The 20,684-nt window shown below is 67.8% G+C and carries 15 protein-coding genes and 1 pseudogene; 2 read left to right on the top strand and 14 right to left on the bottom strand.

Going from position 1 to position 20,684, the window contains the following annotated elements; genetic code table 11:
* Window positions 1–5: 5 nt before the first annotated feature.
* The 4 genes from ABNX08_RS06450 to ABNX08_RS06465 form a co-directional block, all read right to left on the bottom strand.
* On the bottom strand, window positions 6–1,193 hold the full coding sequence (locus tag ABNX08_RS06450) for a lipid-transfer protein (protein WP_022534352.1): 1,188 nt from the start codon (window positions 1,191–1,193) through the stop codon (window positions 6–8).
* Between the two features lie 46 nt (window positions 1,194–1,239).
* Window positions 1,240–2,379, bottom strand: coding sequence for an acyl-CoA dehydrogenase family protein (locus ABNX08_RS06455; RefSeq protein WP_022534353.1), 1,140 nt, complete (start codon window positions 2,377–2,379; stop codon window positions 1,240–1,242).
* 38 nt (window positions 2,380–2,417) lie between these two features.
* A complete protein-coding gene (locus ABNX08_RS06460) occupies window positions 2,418–4,337 on the bottom strand; it encodes a feruloyl-CoA synthase (RefSeq protein ID WP_022534354.1) in 1,920 nt (639 codons plus the stop codon).
* Window positions 4,338–4,577: 240 nt separating this feature from the next.
* Window positions 4,578–7,367 carry a LuxR C-terminal-related transcriptional regulator gene (locus ABNX08_RS06465; RefSeq protein WP_349609306.1) on the bottom strand — a complete coding sequence of 930 codons (2,790 nt, stop codon included), beginning with the start codon at window positions 7,365–7,367 and terminating at the stop codon, window positions 4,578–4,580.
* A gap of 403 nt (window positions 7,368–7,770) precedes the next feature.
* Here ABNX08_RS06465 and ABNX08_RS06470 point away from each other — a divergent pair, with 403 nt between their 5' ends.
* Window positions 7,771–10,512, top strand: coding sequence for a LuxR C-terminal-related transcriptional regulator (locus ABNX08_RS06470; protein ID WP_349609304.1), 2,742 nt, complete (start codon window positions 7,771–7,773; stop codon window positions 10,510–10,512).
* 35 nt (window positions 10,513–10,547) lie between these two features.
* Here the strand turns inward: ABNX08_RS06470 and ABNX08_RS06475 are convergent, their stop codons facing one another.
* The 3 genes from ABNX08_RS06475 to ABNX08_RS06485 all read right to left on the bottom strand — a co-directional run bounded on the left by ABNX08_RS06475 (window position 10,548) and on the right by ABNX08_RS06485 (window position 13,487).
* Entirely contained in the window at window positions 10,548–11,516 is a 969-nt protein-coding gene (locus ABNX08_RS06475) for a tripartite tricarboxylate transporter substrate binding protein (RefSeq protein ID WP_022534357.1), read from the bottom strand.
* 155 nt (window positions 11,517–11,671) lie between these two features.
* Window positions 11,672–12,163 (bottom strand): PaaI family thioesterase, encoded by a 492-nt coding sequence (locus tag ABNX08_RS06480; protein WP_022534358.1) that lies wholly within the window; start codon window positions 12,161–12,163, stop codon window positions 11,672–11,674.
* Window positions 12,164–12,323: 160 nt separating this feature from the next.
* Entirely contained in the window at window positions 12,324–13,487 is a 1,164-nt protein-coding gene (locus ABNX08_RS06485; RefSeq protein ID WP_022534359.1) for a CaiB/BaiF CoA-transferase family protein, read from the bottom strand.
* A gap of 393 nt (window positions 13,488–13,880) precedes the next feature.
* On the opposite strand from ABNX08_RS06485, the gene ABNX08_RS06490 reads away from it, so the two are divergent.
* On the top strand, window positions 13,881–14,618 hold the full coding sequence (locus tag ABNX08_RS06490; RefSeq protein ID WP_051369694.1) for a hypothetical protein: 738 nt from the start codon (window positions 13,881–13,883) through the stop codon (window positions 14,616–14,618).
* Between the two features lie 71 nt (window positions 14,619–14,689).
* On the opposite strand, the pseudogene ABNX08_RS06495 reads toward ABNX08_RS06490, so the two are convergent.
* The 7 genes and pseudogenes from ABNX08_RS06495 to ABNX08_RS06525 form a co-directional block, all read right to left on the bottom strand.
* Window positions 14,690–14,851, bottom strand: a pseudogene (locus ABNX08_RS06495) (cytochrome c); the annotation flags it as partial.
* Between the two features lie 3 nt (window positions 14,852–14,854).
* Window positions 14,855–15,853, bottom strand: a complete 999-nt coding sequence (locus ABNX08_RS06500; RefSeq protein ID WP_022534362.1) for a tripartite tricarboxylate transporter substrate binding protein — start codon at window positions 15,851–15,853, stop codon at window positions 14,855–14,857.
* Between the two features lie 18 nt (window positions 15,854–15,871).
* Window positions 15,872–17,611 (bottom strand): long-chain fatty acid--CoA ligase, encoded by a 1,740-nt coding sequence (locus tag ABNX08_RS06505; RefSeq protein ID WP_022534363.1) that lies wholly within the window; start codon window positions 17,609–17,611, stop codon window positions 15,872–15,874.
* A gap of 20 nt (window positions 17,612–17,631) precedes the next feature.
* On the bottom strand, window positions 17,632–18,048 hold the full coding sequence (locus ABNX08_RS06510; protein ID WP_022534364.1) for a Zn-ribbon domain-containing OB-fold protein: 417 nt from the start codon (window positions 18,046–18,048) through the stop codon (window positions 17,632–17,634).
* 1 nt (window position 18,049) lies between these two features.
* The gene (locus ABNX08_RS06515) at window positions 18,050–19,219 is read right to left on the bottom strand and encodes a thiolase domain-containing protein (RefSeq protein WP_022534365.1); all 1,170 of its coding nucleotides are present in this window, start codon (window positions 19,217–19,219) and stop codon (window positions 18,050–18,052) included.
* 3 nt (window positions 19,220–19,222) lie between these two features.
* Window positions 19,223–19,345 carry a hypothetical protein gene (locus tag ABNX08_RS06520; protein ID WP_349609300.1) on the bottom strand — a complete coding sequence of 41 codons (123 nt, stop codon included), beginning with the start codon at window positions 19,343–19,345 and terminating at the stop codon, window positions 19,223–19,225.
* Between the two features lie 382 nt (window positions 19,346–19,727).
* Window positions 19,728–20,660: a LysR family transcriptional regulator gene (locus ABNX08_RS06525; protein ID WP_022534367.1), complete on the bottom strand. Its 933-nt coding sequence runs from the start codon at window positions 20,658–20,660 to the stop codon at window positions 19,728–19,730.
* Window positions 20,661–20,684 lie beyond the last annotated feature (24 nt).

Here is a 20,684-nt window from a genome sequence, read left to right on the forward strand (position 1 = left end):
CGTGCTCAGGCGTGCTTCTGGTAAAGCGTGACGACGCAGGCGCCACCCAGGCCCAGGTTGTGCGTCAGCGCAAGCTTCGCGCCTTCTACCTGGCGCTTGTCGGCCTTGCCGCGCAGCTGCTGGACCATCTCGTAGCACTGCGCCAGGCCGGTCGCGCCCAGCGGGTGCCCCTTGGACAGCAGGCCGCCCGACGGGTTGACCACCCACTTGCCGCCATAGGTGTTGTCGCCGTCGTTGACCAGCTTCTCGGCGCCGCCTTCGGGGCACAGGCCCAGACCTTCGTAGGTCAGCAGCTCGTTCTGCGCGAAGCAGTCATGCAGCTCGAGCACGTCGATGTCCTGCGGGCCGATGCCAGCCTGCTCGTACACCTGCTGCGAGCCCTCGCGCGTCATGTCGAAGCCGACCACGCGGATCATGTCGCGGGCATCGTAGGTGGTGGGGCGGTCGGTGGTCAGTGACTGGCCGGCGATCAGCACGTCGGTCTTGAGGCCCTTCTTGCGGGCGAATTCCTCGGACACCACGATGGCGGCCGCGGCACCGCAGGTCGGCGGGCAGGCCATCAGGCGGGTCAGCACGCCTTCCCACAGCATCGGCGCCGCCAGCACATCCTCGGTGGTCATCACGTTGCGGAACACGGCCAGCGGATTGTTGGCGGCGTGGCGGCTGGCCTTGGCGCGGATCCTGGCGAAGGTCTCGAGTTTGGTGCCGTACTTGTCCATGTGGGCCTTGCCGGCGCCGGAGAACTGGCGGATGGCGTTGGGCAGGTCCTTGCGGTCGACCAGTTCGTCCACCAGGTTGATGGCGCGTTCCAGGGCCGGGGCGCGATCATCCCAGCGCGACTTCAGCGCGCCCGGCTGCATGAACTCGAAGCCGACGGCCAGCGCGCATTCGACGGCGCCGCTCTGCACCGCCTGGCGGGCCAGGAACAGCGCCGACGAGCCGGTCGCGCAGTTGTTGTTGACGTTGATGACCGGGATGCCGGTCATGCCGACCTGGTACAGCGCCTTCTGGCCGCAGGTTGAGTCGCCGTAGACGTAGCCGGCATAGGCCTGCTGCACGTCGTCGTAGCTGAGGCCGGCGTCTTCCAGCGCCTGGCGCACGGCGTTGGCGCCCATTACGTCATAGGTGTCGCTGGTACCCGGCTTCTTGAACGGGATCATGCCGGCACCGGCAACGAAAACCTTGCGAGTCATGTGAGTTCTCCTTTGAATCTGTGTGGGATGGGCGGCCGGGCCGCGCTTACAGCTTGCGCGAGATCAGGTCGCGCATGACCTCGCTGGTGCCGCCGTAGATGCGCGTGACGCGCGAATCGGCGAAGGCGCGGGCGACCGGGTACTCCAGCATGTAGCCGTAGCCGCCATGCAGCTGCACCATCTGGTCCAGTGCCTGGCCGAGCGCCTCGGTGGCATAGAGCTTGGCCACGGCAGCTTCTTCCAGCGTCAGGCGGCGGCGGATGTGCTCGCCCAGGTAGTGGTCGACCAGCAGGCGCACGGCGATGGCCTGTGCCTTGATGTCGGCCAGCTTGAACTTGGTGTTCTGGAAGTCCCAGACAGTCTGGTTGAACGCCTTGCGCTCCTTGACGTAGGCCAGCGTCTGCTCCAGGCAGACCTCCAGCTTGGCGGCGGCGCTGATGGCGATGGACAGGCGTTCCTGCGGCAGTTCGCCCATCAGGTAGGCAAAGCCCTTGCCTTCCTCGCCCAGGCGGTTGCTCACCGGCACGCGCACGTTGTCGAAGAACAGCTCGGCGGTGTCCTGCGCGTGCTGGCCGACCTTGTCCAGCTTGCGGCCGCGGCGGAAGCCTTCGCGCTCGGCTTCCACCACGATCAGGCTGACGCCGCGCGAGCCTGCGCTCGGGTCGGTCTTGCAGACCATGATGATCAGGTCGGCGTTCAGGCCATTGCTGATGAAGGTCTTGCTGCCGTTGATGACGTACTCGTCGCCCTCGCGCACGGCAGTGGTGCGGATCGCCTTGAGGTCGCTGCCGGTGCCGGGTTCGGTCATGCCGATGGCAAGGATGGCCTCGCCCGAGCAGACCTTGGGCAGCCAGCGCTGCTTCTGCTCTTCATTGCCCAGCCGGTTAAGGTACGGGGCGATGATGTCGGAGTGCACGCCAAAGCCCAGGCCGCTGACGCCGACGCGCGCCTGTTCTTCGTTGAAGATGGCCGAGTGGCCGAAATCGCCGCCGCCGCCGCCGTATTCGGTCGGCAGCGTCACGCAGAGGAGGCCCTCGCGGCCGGCCTTGAGCCAGGTCTCGCGGTCGACCTTGCCCGCCTTGTCCCACTCGGCCTGCTTCGGCAGGCATTCTTTCTCCAGGAAGCGGCGCACCGTGGTGCGGAACATCTCGTGATCGTCGCGGTAGATGGTACGGTTGATTTGCATGGAAAGCTCCGGGATAGATTTGATATGGGAGGCCGTGTTCAGGCAGCGCAGGCGATGTGCGGACCGGGTTCGGGCTGGAAAATCTCTTCGACGAGATGCGCCCGGCGCGCGCGCGTGGCGGCCTGGTTCACATAGCCCTTGTCGGCGATCTCGTTGGCGTCGATGGAAGGCGGCTCGGCCATCAGCAGCACGCGCCGGACATGCAGGCTGGCGCCGGCGTTGCCCTTGCCCCCGGCGGTCTGCAGCCGTGCGCGAATGGCACTGACCACCACCGGGTGACGAACCAGCGCTTCTGCGTCGAGCCCGGCCAGTTCCGGCGCGAGTGCGCGGCAGGCAGCCAGGTTGGGCCAGGCCAGCGCGGCCAGGTAGTCGTGGTCGTGGCCGCAGATCACGGCGTCGGTGATCAGCGACGCGCATTGCTCCACCAGGCCCAGGCGCACGGCGCCAACGCGCACCCAGGTGCCGTTGGTGAGCTTGAAGTCTTCCGCTACGCGGCCGGCAAACAGCAGTCCGCACGCGGGGTCGGCGGGATCGGCCAGGCGTACGGCGTCGCCGATGCAGAAGAATCCTTCCTCGTCAAACGCAGCAGCGGTCAGGTCCGGGCGCTTGATGTAGCCGCTGAACACGAACGGCCCGCGAATGCGGATTTCATAGCGGCCGTCGCCGCCGTCCAGCGGCACCAGCTTGACCTCGGCGCCCGGCATCGGCACGCCCACGTTGCCGGCTTCATCGGCGGGCCAGGTGCAGTACACGCCCATGCCGCTGGTCTCGGTGCTGGCCAGGCCGGAGCAGAACGCGATGCACTCGCCCACCGTGTCTTCGGCGGCGCGCTGGATACGATCCCATACGTCGCGCGGCAGGCTTGCGCCGCCATAGGAGAAATTGACCGTCTTGCCGAACAGGCCGCGGGCCAGTGCCGCGTCGCGCTCGGCTTCCGCGGCCAGCATGGCCCATGCCGAAGGCACGTTGGTGTAAATGGTCGGCGAGACTTCACGCAGGTTGCGCACCGTGCGCTCGATCTGTCCGGGCAGCGGCCGGCCGTCGTCGATATAGTGCGAGCTGCCCAATGCCACCGCTCGGCTGATGCTGAGCACGCCGCCCAGGCCGTGGTGCCACGGCAGCCAGCACAGGAAGGTCGGATTGCGGTCGATGAGGGCCTGGTAGATGTCGAAGAAGTACGTGGCGACCGCGGCGAGGTTGCTGAAGGACAGCGCTACGCCCTTGGGCACGCCCGTGGAGCCCGAGGTGAACAGCACGCGGCCGGTCTGTTCGGGTCGAATGGCGGCGTGCGCGGCTTGTACCGCGGCGCGGCGGGCGGGCGTCAGCTCAGTCGCCGCGAGCGCGCTCCAACCGATCTGGCCTGCGCGAGCGCCATTGACGGCAATGACCGGCACGCCAGCGGATTCGATGGTTGCAAGGGCGCGCTCGAACGGTGCCGCCGTCTGCACGAAGAGCGCTCCCGGCGGGACCAGTTCAACCACGCTCTTCAGGCGCTCGAAGTCGCGGCTGACCAGGGAGTAGGCAGGGGAAACCGGCGCAGTCGGAATGCCGACATATTCGGCGGCGAGCACGACCACGGCCTGCTCGATCGAGTTGCCGGACAGCAGCATCAGCGGGCGGGTCTGGTTCAGGCCCAATTCCAGCAGCGCAGCGCCGACGACCTGTACCTGCTGCCAGAGGCCGGCCCAGGTGACTGAGCGCCACTCGCCCTGCGCGTCGCGTTCGCAAAAGGCGGGAACGTTGCCACGGCGTTCTGCCCACATCGGCAGGAATTCCGCGAGACTTTTTTGCGCGAGCACGGAGGGTTGCCTGGCGTTGCGCATCAGCACCGTGCCGTCCGCGCGCCGTTCTACGACCGTGCCGCGCTCCGGAAATACGGTCGGGCGATAGGCTCGCGGCCGCTTGGCCGGTGCAGCCGATGTGTCAGCCGGGCTTTGCCTGGCCGTGGATGGGTTCATTGCGATGTCTCCTCAGTCCTGGGCACGTCGTGCGCGCCGCGCTCTGCTGACTGCACCGTCCGGCGTACCAGCAATGACGTACGCAGCGGTGCTTTGGTATGGCGCTAAGGTACTGGGGAGCGGGGGTGCGCGAACACCACCCATCTCAGGTGGCGTGGGCGGGGAAGCGCGAGGGGTTGGCTGGAAGGAGGGGGCGGGGAACGGGGGCGGCGGTCCGTGGCCCGCCGGCTGTGGGAATGCTCAGCGGCCTTCGCCGAGTTCCCGGTCACGCATGCGCGCGACGGCTTCGTCGCGGCTGGTGACGTCGAGCTTGCGGAAGATGTTGCGCAGGTGCCACTTCACCGTTTCCGGCGACAGGCCGAGCGTGCGTGCGATCTTCTTGTTGGGCAGGGCCTGGCCGAGCAGGCGGACCACATCGATCTCCCGGTCGCTGAGCTCTTCCAGTTCGCTGTCCGTGGTGCCGCGCATGTCGGCTGCACCGGCCGCGCTGGTTGCAACGGCAGGGGCGGCAGTCTGCAGGCGTTCAACATAGAAGGTCAGTACCGGATCGAGCGTTCCGGTGCTTGCCAGTGTGGCGATCAGGTCCAGCGCGTCCGGATACGCATCGACGATGCCGCGCAGCAGGCCGAGCCGGTGCCCGAGCCGCAGGGCGGCCAGCAGATGCGTGTTTGTCGCCTCCGGGTCGCCCTGGCGTGAAACGGCCACGGCCGCGAGGATGTGCAGCTGCGCTACCTGGCGCAGCCAGCTGCGCGCTTCGCAGTAGGCAATCAGCGGCCCGATGCGCTGCGAGGCGCCGTCCGGATCGTCATGGGCAAGGGTGACCAGGATGTGCGAGCGCTCCGCGGCAAGGTGGATCGCATCGAGCGAGCCCCGGGGCGCATCGCGGTGCCGGGCAGCAATTGCATCCAGCCGGGCGAGGACCGAAGCGGCGGATTCCATGTCGCCGCAATGCAGGTGCAGCCGGATCTGGTAGGCAAGGCTTTGCGCCAGCAGCCGGTCCAGCCGCAGGTGCGAGCCGTACTCCTCCAGCCGCTCCAGTTGTGCGAAGGCGTCCAGCCGGTGGCCGCTGAGCCAGTGCACGGCAGCCAGCACGGTGTGCACGCGCAGCACGGTGTCCGGGATCGAGACCCGCTCCAGCACGTCCACGCGATCCTCCAGCAGCCGGCGTGCGCCTTCGAGGTCGTTCTGTTCATACAGGACTTCGCCGAGCAGCGCCGCCGCGAAATACTCCGGCTCCGCCCGCGTTTCGCCGATCTGCTCGGTTTCGCGCAGGATATCGCGGGCAATGCGCTCGGCCTGGATGAGCTTGCCTTCCAGTGCAAAACTGAAGCCCACCATGCAACGGCCGTTGAGGCTGCCGCTCGGGGTGCCAAGCAGCGGCGCGCCTTCGAACAGCAGCGGCTGCGCCTCGGTCTGTACACGGCGGGCGCGGTCGTACTCGCCCAGGTGCATATACAGCCAGGAGAGCAGGTTGTTGCGCGAGCCGACAAAGAGCGATTCGGTGTTCTCCGGCATCTGCTCGAGCTGCGGCAGAAGGCGCTTTGCGCCCTCGGTGTCGTCGCGCAGCACCATCAGCGTGCATTGCAGCAGGCACAGCCGGTAGCGGGCGGACTCGTCGCCGGGCGGAATCTCGGCAGCCAGCCGTTTGGCGTTTTCCAGTGCGGCATCCAGGTCGCGTTCGTAGATCTGCATGCGCAGCGCCAGCAGCTGCAACTCGATGCGGCTCTGCACCTGCTCTGCGGGCAGCAGCCGGAGCAGCCCAAGGGCCTTGCGTACCTGGCCCCGGGCGAGCAGCGTGCCCGAGAAGCGCTCGACCAGATCGGCCGCCGTGCCGGTATCTCCGGCGAGTACCGCGTGCCGGACGGCCTCCTCCAGCATGCGATGGTCACGGAACCAGTGCCATGCCGCCTCGTGCACGGCCCGCTGCTGCGCCTCGCTGCGCGTGCGGAACCGCTCGGCCAGCGTTTCGCGCAGCAGCGGATGCAGGCGGTACCACGACTCCCGTTCCGGGCCATCGGCCGGGGCGATGAAGAGGTTCTCGCTTTCAAGCCGCGTGAGCAGCCCCATGACGTTGCTCTCGCTCTGCGCCGGTTCGCTCAGGGCCACGCACAGGGAGGCGCTGAAGCGTTCGCATGCCGCGGCACGCACCAGCAGTTCGGCTTCGTCCGGCGCCAGGCGGGACAGCACTTCGCGCTCGAAATACTCGGCGAATGCGCCAGCATTCTGCACATTGGCTCGCACGATGCCGCTGGCAAAGGAACTGCCGGTCGCGCTCTGCTTCTTGCGTCTCCAGTGGGTGGCGAACAGCTGCAGGCCGGCCACCCAGCCATCGGTGAGTTCGTGCAGCAGGCGCGCGTCGCGGGCGGAGATATCGCCCAGTTGCGCGTTCAGGAACTGCTGGGACTCGGCCAGCGTGAAGCGCAGGTCGCGCTGGTCCAGTTCGAGCAGCATGCCCTGGTCGCGCTGTCGGCCAAGCGAGAGCGGTACCGCACCCCGTGACACCAGCACCACGTGGAAATTGGCCGGGGCGTAGTCGATCAGCCACTGCAGCGTGTCGTAGATGCGGGGGTTGGTCAGGTGGTGCAGGTCATCGAGCGCCAGCACCAGTTCGCGCGGATAGGCGGCGATGCCACGAACCAGCGAAATGATGGTGCGCTCGACGCCTTCGTCATCGACGCCGCTGCCTGCCAGCAGCATGGCCTCGCGGGTCATGGCCGGGCTGACTTCCGACAGGCAGCCCAGCAGCCGGTCGAGCCAGCGCGACAGTTCGTTGTCGCCGGCCTCCGCGGTCAGCCAGGCCATGTCGAAGCCGAGCGCAAGCAGGTCCAGCCGCCAGGCCATCAGCGTTGCGGTCTTGCCGCAGCCGGCTGGCCCTTGCAGGACAAAGCAGCGCCGGCGGCGCGCCTCGGTCAGCTGCGCCAGCAGCCGCTCTCTTGCGACCACGCGTACCGCGCCGCGCGGCGGCCCCTGCCGGGCAGGCGCGGCCGGCGCCGTGCCGGCGCGGGCGGCCGTATCCGGATGGTCAGGCATCGGGCGGGAGCCGGAAGAAGACGGTATTTGCGGCATAGGAGGGTAACGCGCGCCAGGCTGGCTGGCGCTTTACTGAGGGGCGGAACGCATCTGTCGCGATTGTACTGGTATAGGACACAGGGGCGCTGCGTCGTACGAGGCACTCGCCGCCACGAGCCGCTTCGCGATGAATACCCCGGGGCGGGTGCGCGCCCACCCGTAACAGGGGGGAAGGCGGCAAATGGGGCAAACGTCTCGATGCTGTCGCTTATATTCGCCGTGCGTGCCGCCTGGCAGCACCCGCCTATGACGCGGGTGCCGTGACAAACGCTCCCGCCGGCGCCGCGGCCCGCGCGTCCCCTCACTACTAGCGCACTGCTGAACGCCGATGGAACGCCGTATCCCCCCTCTAGCAACCAGGCTCGTGCCACCGCGCACCGGCCCCAGGTCGGTCCCCCGCGAAGCACTGGTCCAACGCCTGCATCATGGCCGGCATGGCAAGCTGGTTCTGCTGACAGCCGCTGCCGGCTATGGCAAGACCACGGCGCTGGCGCAATGGCGCCAGCGGCTGGCAGCCGATGGCGCGCGCGTGGCGTGGCTCTCGCTTGGCCCGGACGATGACGTGCTGGAGGGATTTTGCGCGGCCTTGCTGGCATGCCTGCATCGCGCCGGCATTGTCCTGCGCCAGCCGGGACTCGCCCACCCTGACAGCGCCTGCGATACACCAGCGGTGGCAGCGGCCGTGATCAGTGCCCTGGCGGGCGTGCCGGGCGAGCTCTACCTGATGCTCGATGAATTCGACCATGTGCGTGAACCGGCCACCGTCGACTTCATGCAGGCGCTGCTTGCGGCCCGGCTGCCCGGCCTGCATGTCGTAGCGGCTTCCCGCCGCGAATGCAAGCTGGCGCTTGGCCGGCTGCGCGCCATGGGAGAGCTGGCCGAATTTTCCTGCACCGATCTCGCGTTCAGCCTGCCGGAGACGCGGGCTTTCCTGCGCCACCGGACTGAAGGACGGATTGCGCAAGGCGAGGGCAAGGGCCGGGCGGCCGACGCCGACCTGGCGGTCCGGCTGCACGATGCCACGGCTGGCTGGCCGACCGGCCTGGGGCTGGCGGCGGCCTTGCCAACGACCACGCCGGAGACGCCCGCCTCGGGAGCCGGATGGCCCGCCGCCTATTGCGCCGCGCTGCATGCCTACTGGAGCGAGGAGGTCACCGCCGGACTGCCGCCGGAACTGCTGACGTTCCTGCAACGGCTGTCAGTCCTGGATCGGTTCAACGCAGATCTTGCCGCCGCGGTGACCGGCAGCAACGACGCTGCCGGGCTGCTCGCCGACATTCGCGCCCGTGGGCTCTTTCTCCGGCGTGTCGCCACGCCGGGCACCGCGCCCGACGGCGTGCCCGATGACTGGTACCGGCTGCATCCGCTCTTTGCCGCACACCTGCGCCACCTGCTGGTGAGCGCAAACGGGGATTTCGAGGTCTTGCACTGGCGCGCCGCCGCTTGGCTGCGCGAGCAGAGCGGCCGCGACTACCTCTCCGATGCGATCGGGCATGCGCTGAAGAGCGGGGATTTCGAGGCAGTGCGCTCGCTGATGGAATCGCTGGCTTCCGATTTGCCGGGCATCAGCCAGCTGCGCAGCTTCATGCGCTGGGTCGATGCCATCGATGCAGACCGGCTCGCCATGCATCCGTCGCTGCTGGAGGCCGCGGCATGGAGTTGCACGGTCTCGGCCAGGCCGAAGAAGGCCGAGGACTGGATCCGGCGCTGGCAGAGCGCCAATGCCGACGTACAGGCGCAGGGCAGCGTTCCGGTCACCCTGATGCGCGCGATCATTGCGCTCCACGAGGACGACCCCGATCGGGCCATGGCGCTGCTGGCAACGCTGAGCGATGCGCCGCTGGGGCGCCCTGTGCTCGAAACGATTCGCTCCGGGCTGGCGTTGCGCTGCGGCACCATGCTCGGCGAACATCCGCGCGCGCTGCCACGCTATCGCGCGCTGGTGCCGACCGCGCGCCAGGGCAGCACCGAGTTCGAACTGATGGGCGCCGGCGCAGTCGCGATGGCCGCGTGGCTGGAGGGCGATGCACTGGAGGCGCTCCGCCTGGGCGCGGCGCCGCTTGCCGCTTCAGAGCAGCAGTTCGGCCGCTATGCAGTGGGTACCAGCCGTTGCGCCGTGCCCGTCGCCGCCGCCCTGTACGAGCTGGACCGGGCCGACGACGCGCGCGAGGTGCTCGCTGGCAGGCTCGACGCGCTGCGATTCTCCACCCCCGATGTGCTGATCGAGGCAGCGGTCTGCCACGCCCGCCTGCAGTGCCTGGCTGACGCTCCGCACGATGCGCTGGTCGGGCTGGTTGAAACGGAGGTGCTGTTCCACCGTCGTGGCCTGCCGCGCGGCGTGGCGCGCATGTTGGCCGAGCAACTCCGGCTGGCGCTGCTGGGCAAGGACCTGCGGCATGCCGAGCGCCTGCAACGCGCCCTTGACGAACTGGCCGCGCAGTATTCCGGCAACTCGCCACGCGACCAGCGTATTGCCGCCACGGCCGCCATGACGCGTGCCCGGCTGGCCCTGATACAGGCGGCGCCGGAACGCGCGCTGGCCGCGCTGGATGGCCTGCGTGCGTTGCCGGCGGCATCGGTGCGGGAAAGCCTGATGGTCACTGCGGATCTGCTGCAGGCGCATGCGCTGGATGACCTCGGCCGCACCAATGAAGCCACGACGTTCCTGACCTCGGCGGTGGCCGCCGGCCAGCGGCTGGGCCTGGTACGCACGCTTGCGGACGAAGGCGGGCGGGTGCAGGAACTGCTGGGCCGGCTGGCGCGCAGTACGAATGCGGACCCGTCCTGCTTTGCGCGGCCACGCAGCGGCAATGTCCCCGCGGCGGGGCGCGGGTCGCCGGCTCCGATGAGTCCGGCAAAGCCGCTGCCGCCGTCGGACACCGGCATGGGCAAGGCGCTGACCCGGCGCGAGCGGGAGATCCTCGCCTTGCTGGAGCAGTCGATGTCGAACAAGCACATCGCACTGGTGCTCAACCTGAGCGTGGATACCGTGAAATGGAATCTGCGCCAGATCTTCGGCAAGCTTGGCGTGTCGCGGCGCTATGAGGCCATCCTGGTCGCGCGCAGCGCCGCGCAGCGCATGGAAGTCGACACCGGCACCAGCTGACGGCGCGAGCCGTCCGCCGGCGCCGGTGCCCGCCATCATTCGGCGGTTGCGCCGCTGGCCTTGATCAGTCGGGCCATCACCGGCTCCGAGGTCTCGAAATCACGCTTGAATTCCACCCCGGTATTGCCAACCGGCTCCAGAGCCAGTGCCTCCATGCGCGCCTGCATGGCCGGCGACTGGATCGAGGCACGCGCTTCCGCTTCGATGCGGGAAAGGATCGCCGTGGGCGTTCCGGAACGCCCTACCAGGCCAACCCAGGCGGGCGGTCGCATTTCCTGTTCCTTCATGCCGGCTTCGGTCATGGTGGGCACATCGGGCAGCTCCTTGATGCGCTTTTCGCCCATCACCGCCAGCGCGCGCAGGCGGCCGCTCTTGATATGCGGCCCGAGCGTGGTGACTGAGCCGATCGCCCATGAAATGTTGCCGGCCAGCATGTCCTGCGCCATCGGCGCCTCGCCCTTGTAGGCAACGTGCACCATTTCCAGGCCCTTGGTCTGGTTCAGGTGCGCGCCGACCAGATGCGGAAAGCTGCCCACGCCGTAAGAGCCATAGCTGACCTTGCCCTTATTCCTGGCCGCCCATGCCATGAACTCCGATACGTTGCTGGCGGGCACTTCGCGGTTCACGGCGAGGACGATCTTGCCGACGCAGATCTCGGTGATGAACGCCATGTCGCGGCGCACGTTGTAGGGCACGCTGGCGTAAAGGTACGGCGTGTTGATGAGGGGCGACGAATGTGTCACCAGCAGCGTGTAGCCGTCAGCGGGAGCACGGGTGAGCGTCTGCACCGCAACCACGCCGGCGCCGCCGGGTTTGTTGTCGACGATGATGGGCTGGCCCAGGCGCTTGCCCATGTCTTCGGCCAGCGCGCGCGCAATGGTATCCGTAGCGCCGCCGGGCGGCCCGGGTACGACGAAGGTGATGGGGCGCGACGGATAGCTCTGTGCGCCAGCTACGGCGGCCCAGGCTAGCAGTGCCGTGGCAATCAGGGGCTTGCAACGCATTTCGTGTTTACCTCGCAGGTGTATGTCGTGAATCGAGAGCGTCGGATGGACATCTCATGACAAACCTTAGCGGAGGCGCTGCCCGCCGAAACCAGCCATATCGGATGGGCGGGATTCCCCTATCGGGGGCAACCCGATGGCCGCCTGCAATGCTGCTATGACGCCAGGCTCACAGGCTGCATCGGCGGCTCCGCCACCCGCTGCGTCGAGAATACGCCCATCGTCTGCAGGACCATCCGGGCGCCCACCATCAGGCGGCAGGTGCCGTTGGTGATGCGCTTGCCGTGCTTGACGAAGGTCACGTGGGCTTCAAGCCAGTCGCCAGGCTGCACGGCCGAGAGATAGTCCACGCTCAGGTGGGCCGTTCGCGGCACCAGTCCGGGCAGGTCGCGGCGCATGACAATGCCGTAGGCGCTGTCGGCCAGTGCGGCCAGGAAGCCGCCGTGCGCAATGTCCTGATTGTTGAGATGCTGGTCGGTCACGCGCACGGCGACGACCGGCAGGGTCTCGTGCACGTAGAAGGGGCCGCAGAGCTGTAGAAAGCCGCGGTCCCGGATGAGTGGCCGGTATCCCGGCGGCACCGGGGTCGAAGCGTCAGGCGGCAGGTCCGGCAGGCGTTCGCCGGCGCAGGTTGGCGTTGAATGCATGGCAGTGTAGAAAAAATGGCTCCGGCTCGGAGGCCGGAGCGAAGCAACTTGTCAGGGCAGCCCGACAAGGTGGAGACCTGGTTGCTGTCGCCGCCGCGCGCAGAACACGGGCCGGCGACGCGCAGCAGATACGGTGTGGGCCAGGCGGCGCGCGCGGGCCTCAGGCTTCCGGCCGGAAGCCGAGGCCAAGGGCTTGCAGCCGCGCCACATCGGCGTCGTCGAAGCCCCAGTCGCGCAGCGCCGCGGCGCCATGCTGGCCGCGTTGCGGCGCCGGGCGGACCACTTCGGATGGCGTGCCGAGGAAGCGCGGAGCAGGCCCCGGCTGGACCACGCCGGCCACCTCGATGAAGCTGCCGCGCGCGCGGTGTTGCGGATGATCGGGCGCTTCGCTGAAGCCGAGCACCGGCGCCACGCAGGCGTCGCTGCCTTCGAACACGGCACACCATTCGTCGCGGGTCCTGGTCAGGAAGACCTCATTGAAGTGCTGGCGCAGCACCGGCCAGCCGCTACGGTCGTATTGCTCCGGCAGCTCCTTGCCGGCAAGGCCGAGCTTGTCGAGCAGTTCGGCGTAGAAGCGGCCTTCGACCGGGCCGATCGACATGTACTTGCCGTCGCGGGTGCGGTAGTTGTCGTACCAGGGCGCGCCGCCATCAAGAATGTTGGCCTGGCGCTCCTCGCGCCAGTTGCCGGAGGCCAGCAGGCCCCAGATCACGGCGCCGAGCTGGGCGGCGCCTTCGATCATGGCCGCATCCACCACCTGGCCCTTGCCGCCGCGATGCACGTTCAGCAGCGCAGCAACCACGCCCAGCGCCAGCAGCATGCCGCCGCCGCCGTAGTCGCCCACCAGGTTCAGGGGCGGCACCGGCGCCTCGCCGGCGCGGCCGATGCCGGACAGCACCCCGGAGAGCGCGACATAGTTCAGGTCATGTCCGGCGCGGTCCGCGAGCGGGCCGGTCTGGCCCCAGCCGGTCATGCGGCCGTAAACCAGCCTCGGATTGCTCGCCAGCGCGACATCGGGGCCAAGGCCCAGGCGTTCCATGGTGCCGGGGCGGAAGCCTTCGATCACCACGTCCGCACGCGCCATCAGCTCCAGCGCCGCGCGCTGGCCGTCCGGGTCCTTCAGGTCCAGCGTCACCGAGCGCCGGCCGCGGCCGGTCACGTCGATGCGTTTTCCGGTGGCGGACTTCGGCCCGAGATCGGTCGGCGCCAGGGGGCGGTCGATACGCAGCACGTCGGCGCCCATGTCGGCCAGCAGCATGGCGCCGAAAGGACCGGGCCCGATCGCTTCGAACTCCACCACGCGGATTCCGCTTAGTACTCCCATTCGTTGACTCCTTCGCGTGGCGCGGTCGTCGGCCCGCGCCTTGTTGGTGTTGCGCGCGTTGTGCGCGTGGCCGCTCCCCGGGGGCAGTGCCCGCGCGGCAGAAAGCCGGTTTCGGCACACCAGCCTCGGAGCCAGGGTGCCGGCGGAAAGCGATGGGCGGCTCCCACCGAGTGCCGCTCATCCCTGGCTGCAAGTAGACCAAATTCCGGTCAAGCCGGAACCCACCCTTATCAGGTAGTCCGCGGGAAAGCCTGTCCAATGCGCAAACACGCACTCCTATAATCGGCTCACAGCGCCCGGCCCGACACAGGCCAGGCAATCAGCCAGCAAGCGCGCCCCGTTGCGCGCCAATTTGCCCGCCTGGCCCATCGCCAAAGCAGTTCGGAGTACGAAGTGAGCAATCTGCAGCGCGCGAGCGCATCGCCAACTCGAGGAAACCCGCCTGCTCGTCTGTTGCCGGTCCTGAGCGAGCTCCGGCAGGAGGTCCGTGCGCTGAGCCGCCGCGCCCATCGCATGGCGCTGGCGCATGCATCGGACAGCAACGAGGCCTACTACAGCCATCTTTCGCGGCTGTTCGAGCGCTGGATCGAAGACGGCGCCGCGCGTGTACAGGTCATCTGCTTTGCCTCGGCGGCCGAGTTCGGCCTGCCGTTGCACCGGCACGCGGAACGCTGTCGCGCATCAGCCATGTGCGATGGCTCCGATGCGGTGCGCGCGCTTTACTGGGCCGCATTGCATCGCACCCGCAGCCGTGTCGGATCGACGGCGCAGATGATGGATATGGATGCCACGGTTGCGGCCACGCAGGCGCAGCCCGACAGTGCAGGCGGGCTGCGCAAGCCTGGCAACGATCCCGCGGCAGCGCCGCAGCCGCTTTGCCGGCGCTGCGAACGCCTGTGCCTGGATGCGCGTTGCGCAAACGGCCATGGCTTGCTCCGCCCGCTGGGCGACATGCACTGGCGCAGCCTGGCCAGCGGCGTGCAGTGCCAGACGCGCGAGCACCAGTGCGAGACGTGCAAGACCCACTGGACCCAGCATCGCAGCGCCGCCGACCCCTTTACCGGCTGGACGATCAGCCGCCGCACCGCGGAGCGGAAGGCGCAGACGGAAGCGGGCGCGCTCCTGGCCTGACGGATTGCCCCCGGCATTGCCCGGCCGGCAAAGGCTGGCAAAGGCGGCACTGCTTGCGTCTTCCTCTCCGGTTACTGGCGGGTGTTCGCGATCGCCTTCGGCCGGATCGCGTCAGCCGTGCCCTGGATGAACGCCTTGATCTTCTCGACATCCTCCGCGCTCAGCTTGCCGGTGAAGTCCGGCATGCCGCGTGCCATCGCGGGGCCCTTGAAGACGAAGTTCTGCAGGTGCTCGCCTCATTCCAGCTTGACGTTGCATTCCTTCACAACCTGGGCCCACACCGGTGCGTCCCGCGACATCATCGCCGCCAGTTCATCCGGCTTGCTCCCCACCGGCAGCATGCCGATTTCGGCCAAGCGCCTGCCGACATCCGCCCCGCGGACCTGCGCCGCAATCACCTCCGACAGCCGCTGTACCACCGGAGCCGGCGTGGCGGCGGGTACGAACATCGCCATGAATCCGTTGGGCTCGAAGCCGGCATAGCCCAGCTCGCTCAGCGTCGGCAGTTGCGGCAGGGGCTTGAAACGCTTCGTGCCGGTGAGCGCCAGGAAGCGGATGCGCGGGCTGTTCAGCTGTGCATTGGCGGTGGACTGGTCGACAAAGGCCGTATCGATCTGGCCGGCGAGCAGGTCCGCGAACATCGGTGCGGCGCCTTTGTACGGAACGTGGATCAGGTCGATCCCCGCGCGCTTCTTGAGGAGTTCGGCATGCAAGTGCGCCGACGTACCGTTGCCGTAGGACCCGATCGTCAGCTTGCCGGGGCTTGCCTTGGCCAGCTTGACGAACTCGGCCACCGAGGTGGCGGGCACGCGGGAGGAAACCGCCAGCAGGTCCGAGCCGACCGCCAGCAGTGCCACCGGCGCGAAGTCCTTCCTGAAGTTGACCGGCATCGAGGGCATCAGCGCCGGCAGCTGGATCATCGACGTAAAGCCGAGATACAGCGTGTGGCCGTCACGGGGTGCCGCCAGCACCGATTGCGCGGCGATGATTCCCGATGCCCCTGGCTTGTTCTCCACCACGACCGGTTGCCCGAGCGGCTTGGCAATGCCCGCGGCGAGCGCGCGGGCGAGGAGGTCGGTGCCGCCGCCGGGCGGACCGGGCACGACGATGCGCAAGGGCTTGTCGGGAAAATCAGTCTTCGCCTGCGCGGCCGACGGTGCGGAGGCAAACAGCATGCTGCAGCCGGCAAGCGCCAGGCAGGCATGCTTCAGGCATGAGCGAGGGAAATTAAGCATGGAGGCCTCCTGATGCCGTTATGACTTGAGGTTGGGCAGCGGTGCACCTTGCAGTTCCTGCTCCTGCAACTCGCGCCAGGCAATCTTGCCGGTCGCCGAGCGCGGCAGGCGTTCAACGATCTCCACGATGCGCGGCGCCTTGTAGGTCGCCATGCTTGCCCGGCACCAGGCCAGGATGTCGTCCACCCCGACATCGCGCGCCTCAGGCCTCAGCACCACAACGGCCTTGACCGTTTCGCCCCGATGCGGATCGCGCGCCGCGATCACGCACGCCTCCAGGATGGCCGGATGGGTATGCAGCATGGCTTCCACCTCCGCCGGCCAGACCTTGTAGCCGGAGGCATTGACCATGCGCTTGAGACGGTCGCGCATCACGAAGTATCCGTCCGCGTCCACGCTGGCCAGGTCGCCGGTGCGGAAGAAGCGCTTGTCGTCGATGACGATAAAGCTCTCTTCGTTGGCTTCCGGCTTGTTCCAGTAGCCCATCATCACCTGCGCGCCGTGAACCACGATCTCGCCGACTTCGCCCGCCGGCACTTCGGCCAGCGTGACGGGATCGATGATGCGCGCGTCCACGCCGTAGGTGCGCACGCCGAGGTGTCCGGAGCGAGGCTGTTCCAGCGGATTGGCGATGATGAACGAGGCGGTTTCGGTCAGCCCGTAGCCTTCCACGAACTGGAGCCCGTAGCGCTCTTTCATCAGCCTGGTGGTGTTTTCAGGCACTGCGGCGCCACCGCCCACCACGCAGGCCAGGCTGCTCAGGTCGAACGACTCGATGCCGGGTTGGGCGAAGAACTCCACCAGCATCGGCGGCGGGGCGGCCCAGAACGTCACCCGGTGGCGCGCAATCAGCTCGGCCGCGGTGCGGCGGTCCCAGCGCGGCAGCAGCACGATGGTGCCGCCCATGTAGACCGGGCAGTTGATGCCGTTCTGCAGGCCGAGCAGGTGGAACATCGGTGCGACCGCAAGGAAGGTCGACTCGGCATGCGAGCGCCGCCATAGCTGCGAACCGGCAACGGAGGCCATCACCGTGCGATGGGTATGCATGCACGCCTTGGGCGCGCCGGTGGTGCCAGACGTGTAGGGCAGCATGCAAAGGTCATCCGGGCGGCTGCGGTGAAGCGCAGGCGTGAATGCCTGGGCCACCGCGTGCAGCCAGTGAACGGCCCCGGTGGGCAACGGTACATCGTCGGACCGCTTGAGCGCCCAGTCGGGGATCGCGAGGCCCTCGTCGTCGCCGGACAGCGCATCTCCATAGTGATGCACGATGATGTGCCGCAACGGTGTGGAACCGACCAGCGGTGCCAGCTGGCCCACCAGTTCACCGGCGGAAAACGCGGCGACGGCGCCGCTGTCGGTGACGATGTGGCGCAACTCGTCCTCGAGCAGCATGGCGTTGGCCGGCACCACCACCGCATCCGCACGCAGGATGGCAAAGTAGGCGGCAATGAACTGCGGGCTGTTCTGGCTGAACAGCACCACGCGGTCGCCGGGCTGCACGCCGCAAGCCTGCTGCAGGTAGCCCGCCAGGCGCTCCACCTCATCCAGTAGCGCTGCATAGGTGATGGCGTTGCCGTAAAACTGGATCGCGACCTTTTCCGGGAACCGGCGCGCAGAGATCTCCAGGTTCTCGAAAAGGGTCGTCTGTGGCACATGGAAGCGGGCCGGCACGGTGCCCAGCACGACGGTCTTGTCCACCGCCAGCGGGCCGGTGGGATAGGTGATGACGTTGCCGTCCTGAGAGGCGCGCGTTGTCATGATTGTTTCCTCCGATGCGATCATTGGCGTGCTACGACGCCGTCGAGCGTGAAGGTCGGCACCGGCGGCCCGCCGTCGGTGGGCGAAAATCTCACCTGGACCTTCTGGCCGATGCGCACGGTATCGAGGTCGCAATCGACGATATGGGTCATCATCGACACGCCCTCGTCGAGCTTCACATAGGCAATGCAGAACGGATTCGGGCCGGCGCGGCGCGTCACGCTGAACGAATAGATGGTGCCGCGCCCGCTGGCCTCTTTCCACGTGGTGTTGCCCATGCAGAACGGGCAGAGCACGCGCGGATACCAGTGAGGCTTGCCGCACGACTCGCAGACCTTCACCAGCAGACGGCCCTCGCGGGCGGCTTGCCAGAATGTGGCGTTGTCCGGCTGCTCGTCCGGGGCCTTGTACAAGGTGGGGATGTGAGGGGTCGTCATGTCATTGCTCCCGTTCCAGGATCAGGGTGGCACTGCCGTGGCGCGAGCCGAGATAGCCGCCGGTGCCTTGCGCAAGGGCGAGGTCGCAGTTCTTGACCTGTACGGCGGGATGCGCTTCGCCGCGCAACTGGCGTACCGCCTCGATGACCTTGGTGATGCCGCCGCGGTTGGCCGGATGGTTGTTGCACAGGCCGCCGCCATCGGTATTGAACGGCAGCTTGCCGACGCCGGAGATCAGGTTGCCGTCCGCCACGAATCTGCCGCCTTCGCCCTTTTTGCAGAAGCCGAGGTCTTCAAGCTGCATCAGCACGGTGATGGTGAAGCTGTCGTAGATCGAGGCGTACTTGACGTCGGCCGGCGTGACGCCGGCTTCGGCGAAGGCCGCCGCCCCGGAGAACCTTGCGCCCGACCACGTCAGGTCAACCTCGCCGCCGAGCTGGCCCTTGATGTACTCGCCGGCGCCGAGGATCTTCACCTTCGGGCGCCTGAGCGTAGCCGCGATCTCGGGGCGCGCGACGATCAGCGCGCCGCCGCCGTCCGAGACCACGCAGCAGTCGAGCTTGTGCAGGGGATCGGAGATCATCGGCGAGTCCAGCACGTCCTGCACCGTCACCACATCGCGCAGCATGGCATTCGGATTGTGCTGGGCATGATGCGAGGCGGCCACCTTGATCCACGCCAGCTGCTCGGCGGTGGTGCCGTACTCGTGCATATGGCGCATGGCCGCCATCGCGTACAGGTTGACGGTCACGGGACTGAAGGGGCTTTCGAACGGCGCGTCGGGCAGGTTGGCGCCCCAGTTGCGCGCCTGCGTGCCGCTGGAGCCTTCGGAGCGCGGACGGCCCGCCAGCGTGATCAGGGCGACATTGCACTTGCCGGCCGCAATGGCCTGCGCCGCGTGCGAGACGTGGACGAGGTAGGCGGAGCCGCCGGTATCGGTGGAGTCGACATGGCGCACCTTGAGGCCGAGATAGTCGACCATGTTGACCGCACCGAGCCCGGGCGCGTCGCCGGCGCAGAAATAGCCATCCACGTGGGCCAGCGTGAGGCCGGCGTCGTCGAGCGCGCCTTTGGCGCATTCGGCGTGCAGTTGCGCCACGGTCTTGTCCGGTGCCTTGCGGGTCGGGTGCTCGTAGGCGCCGACGATATAGGCCTTGCCATTGATACTCATGTTTTATTTCCCAGGTACATCAAATGGAGCCATGGATGACGTGCAGAAGGGGGCGGCCAGCATCTGGGTGAGGTCGACCACGCGCAGGCCGGCGAGTGCGCCGCCGGATGGAAGGGAAGACTGCATGCTTGACTCCATGGACGGCGGGCTCAGGCGCAAGCGCCCGCCATGAATGCGTGGATGCCCGGATACATCGCGGCGGCGGGCATGGCCTCGATCTGGTCGACAAAAGCCCCGGCGCCTCGCGATGCCGGCTCCCCCGACTGGTATGTGCGTACATAATAATGGGCTGTACGGGGGTGGGCACAAGCCGAATCTGTCGACCCACCCATACAGGGTGGGCAGGAATTCTCGCAAACCAACGCGGCTGCCGCAGTTGACATACCGTTTCCTGCTGTTCGCTATGTGCGGACATAAAACCCGACAGGGTGACCGTGGCGTTCCAGCTCAAGCGCAGCCGCGTGCAGATGTAAGGCGGCGCCGGCAGCGCTATCTGCCCGCTTTCTTCTCAGAGGCCCGGCGCGCCCATGCGGTCGCGTGGATCCGGGCCGGCGCCCTCGCCACCATGCGTCTGCGCCAGCAACGTGGCCAGTTCAGCCGCGGCGGGCTTCGGTGTCCAGGACTCGCGCGTGGCGCAGCAGACCGGCGTCGCCGGCAGCCGCAAGCCGTCCAGCTTGCGGAAGCGCTCGCGGAAATGAGGGGTGTCGGCAACGGTGCCATCCACCACGCCGACCGCGTCGGTGCTTTCCACGACCTTGCATGCCAGCGCGAAATTCTCGATCTTGTGGAACCAGCCAGCCTCGTCGACGCCGTAGGAGTCGGATAGCAGCGCGAGTGTCGAGCCTTGCCATATTTCCGACGGCAGGATGATCGGATAGCCTTGCAGCCGGGGTGCGGGCGCGCTGCCGGTCGTGAGTGCCGGATGGCCGATGCGCACGAACGCGCAGGGATGGATCGTCATGATGCGCTGGCACCGGAATTGCGCCTTGCCTTCGAACGCGCTCGCCAGGCCAACCGCGATATCCACGTCGCCATGCTCGAGCATGCGCAATCCCTGCTCGCTGGTGCCGCTGGTGACGTCGAGCCGGATCGACGGATGCTGGCTGAGCAGCGTGCCCAGCGGTTGCGCCAGCAGCCACTCGAGCCGTCCGGGGAACACGCCGACGCGCAGGATGCCGGCGTAGGGATCGGAAAGCCGCGACGGCCCCAGCAATTCGGCCGCATCGGTCAGCAGCCGCAGGGCCCGTTCGAGGAAGACGCGGCCCTCGTCGGTCGGGACCACACCGCGGGACGTGCGGTGGAAGATCGGGTAGCCGAGCTGGCGCTCGAGATCTGCAACGCTCTTGGTGACCGCTGATTGCGTCACGCCAACGGCTTCGGCCGCTTTCGAGAACGAGCCGAACCTGCCCACGGCAACCGCCTGCCTGAGTCGGGCATCCATTTCCGTTACCTGTGCGCGTTGGTC

The sequence above is a fragment of the Cupriavidus sp. DF5525 genome (assembly GCF_040149425.2).
Classification (GTDB): Bacteria; Pseudomonadota; Gammaproteobacteria; order Burkholderiales; family Burkholderiaceae; genus Cupriavidus; species Cupriavidus pickettii_A.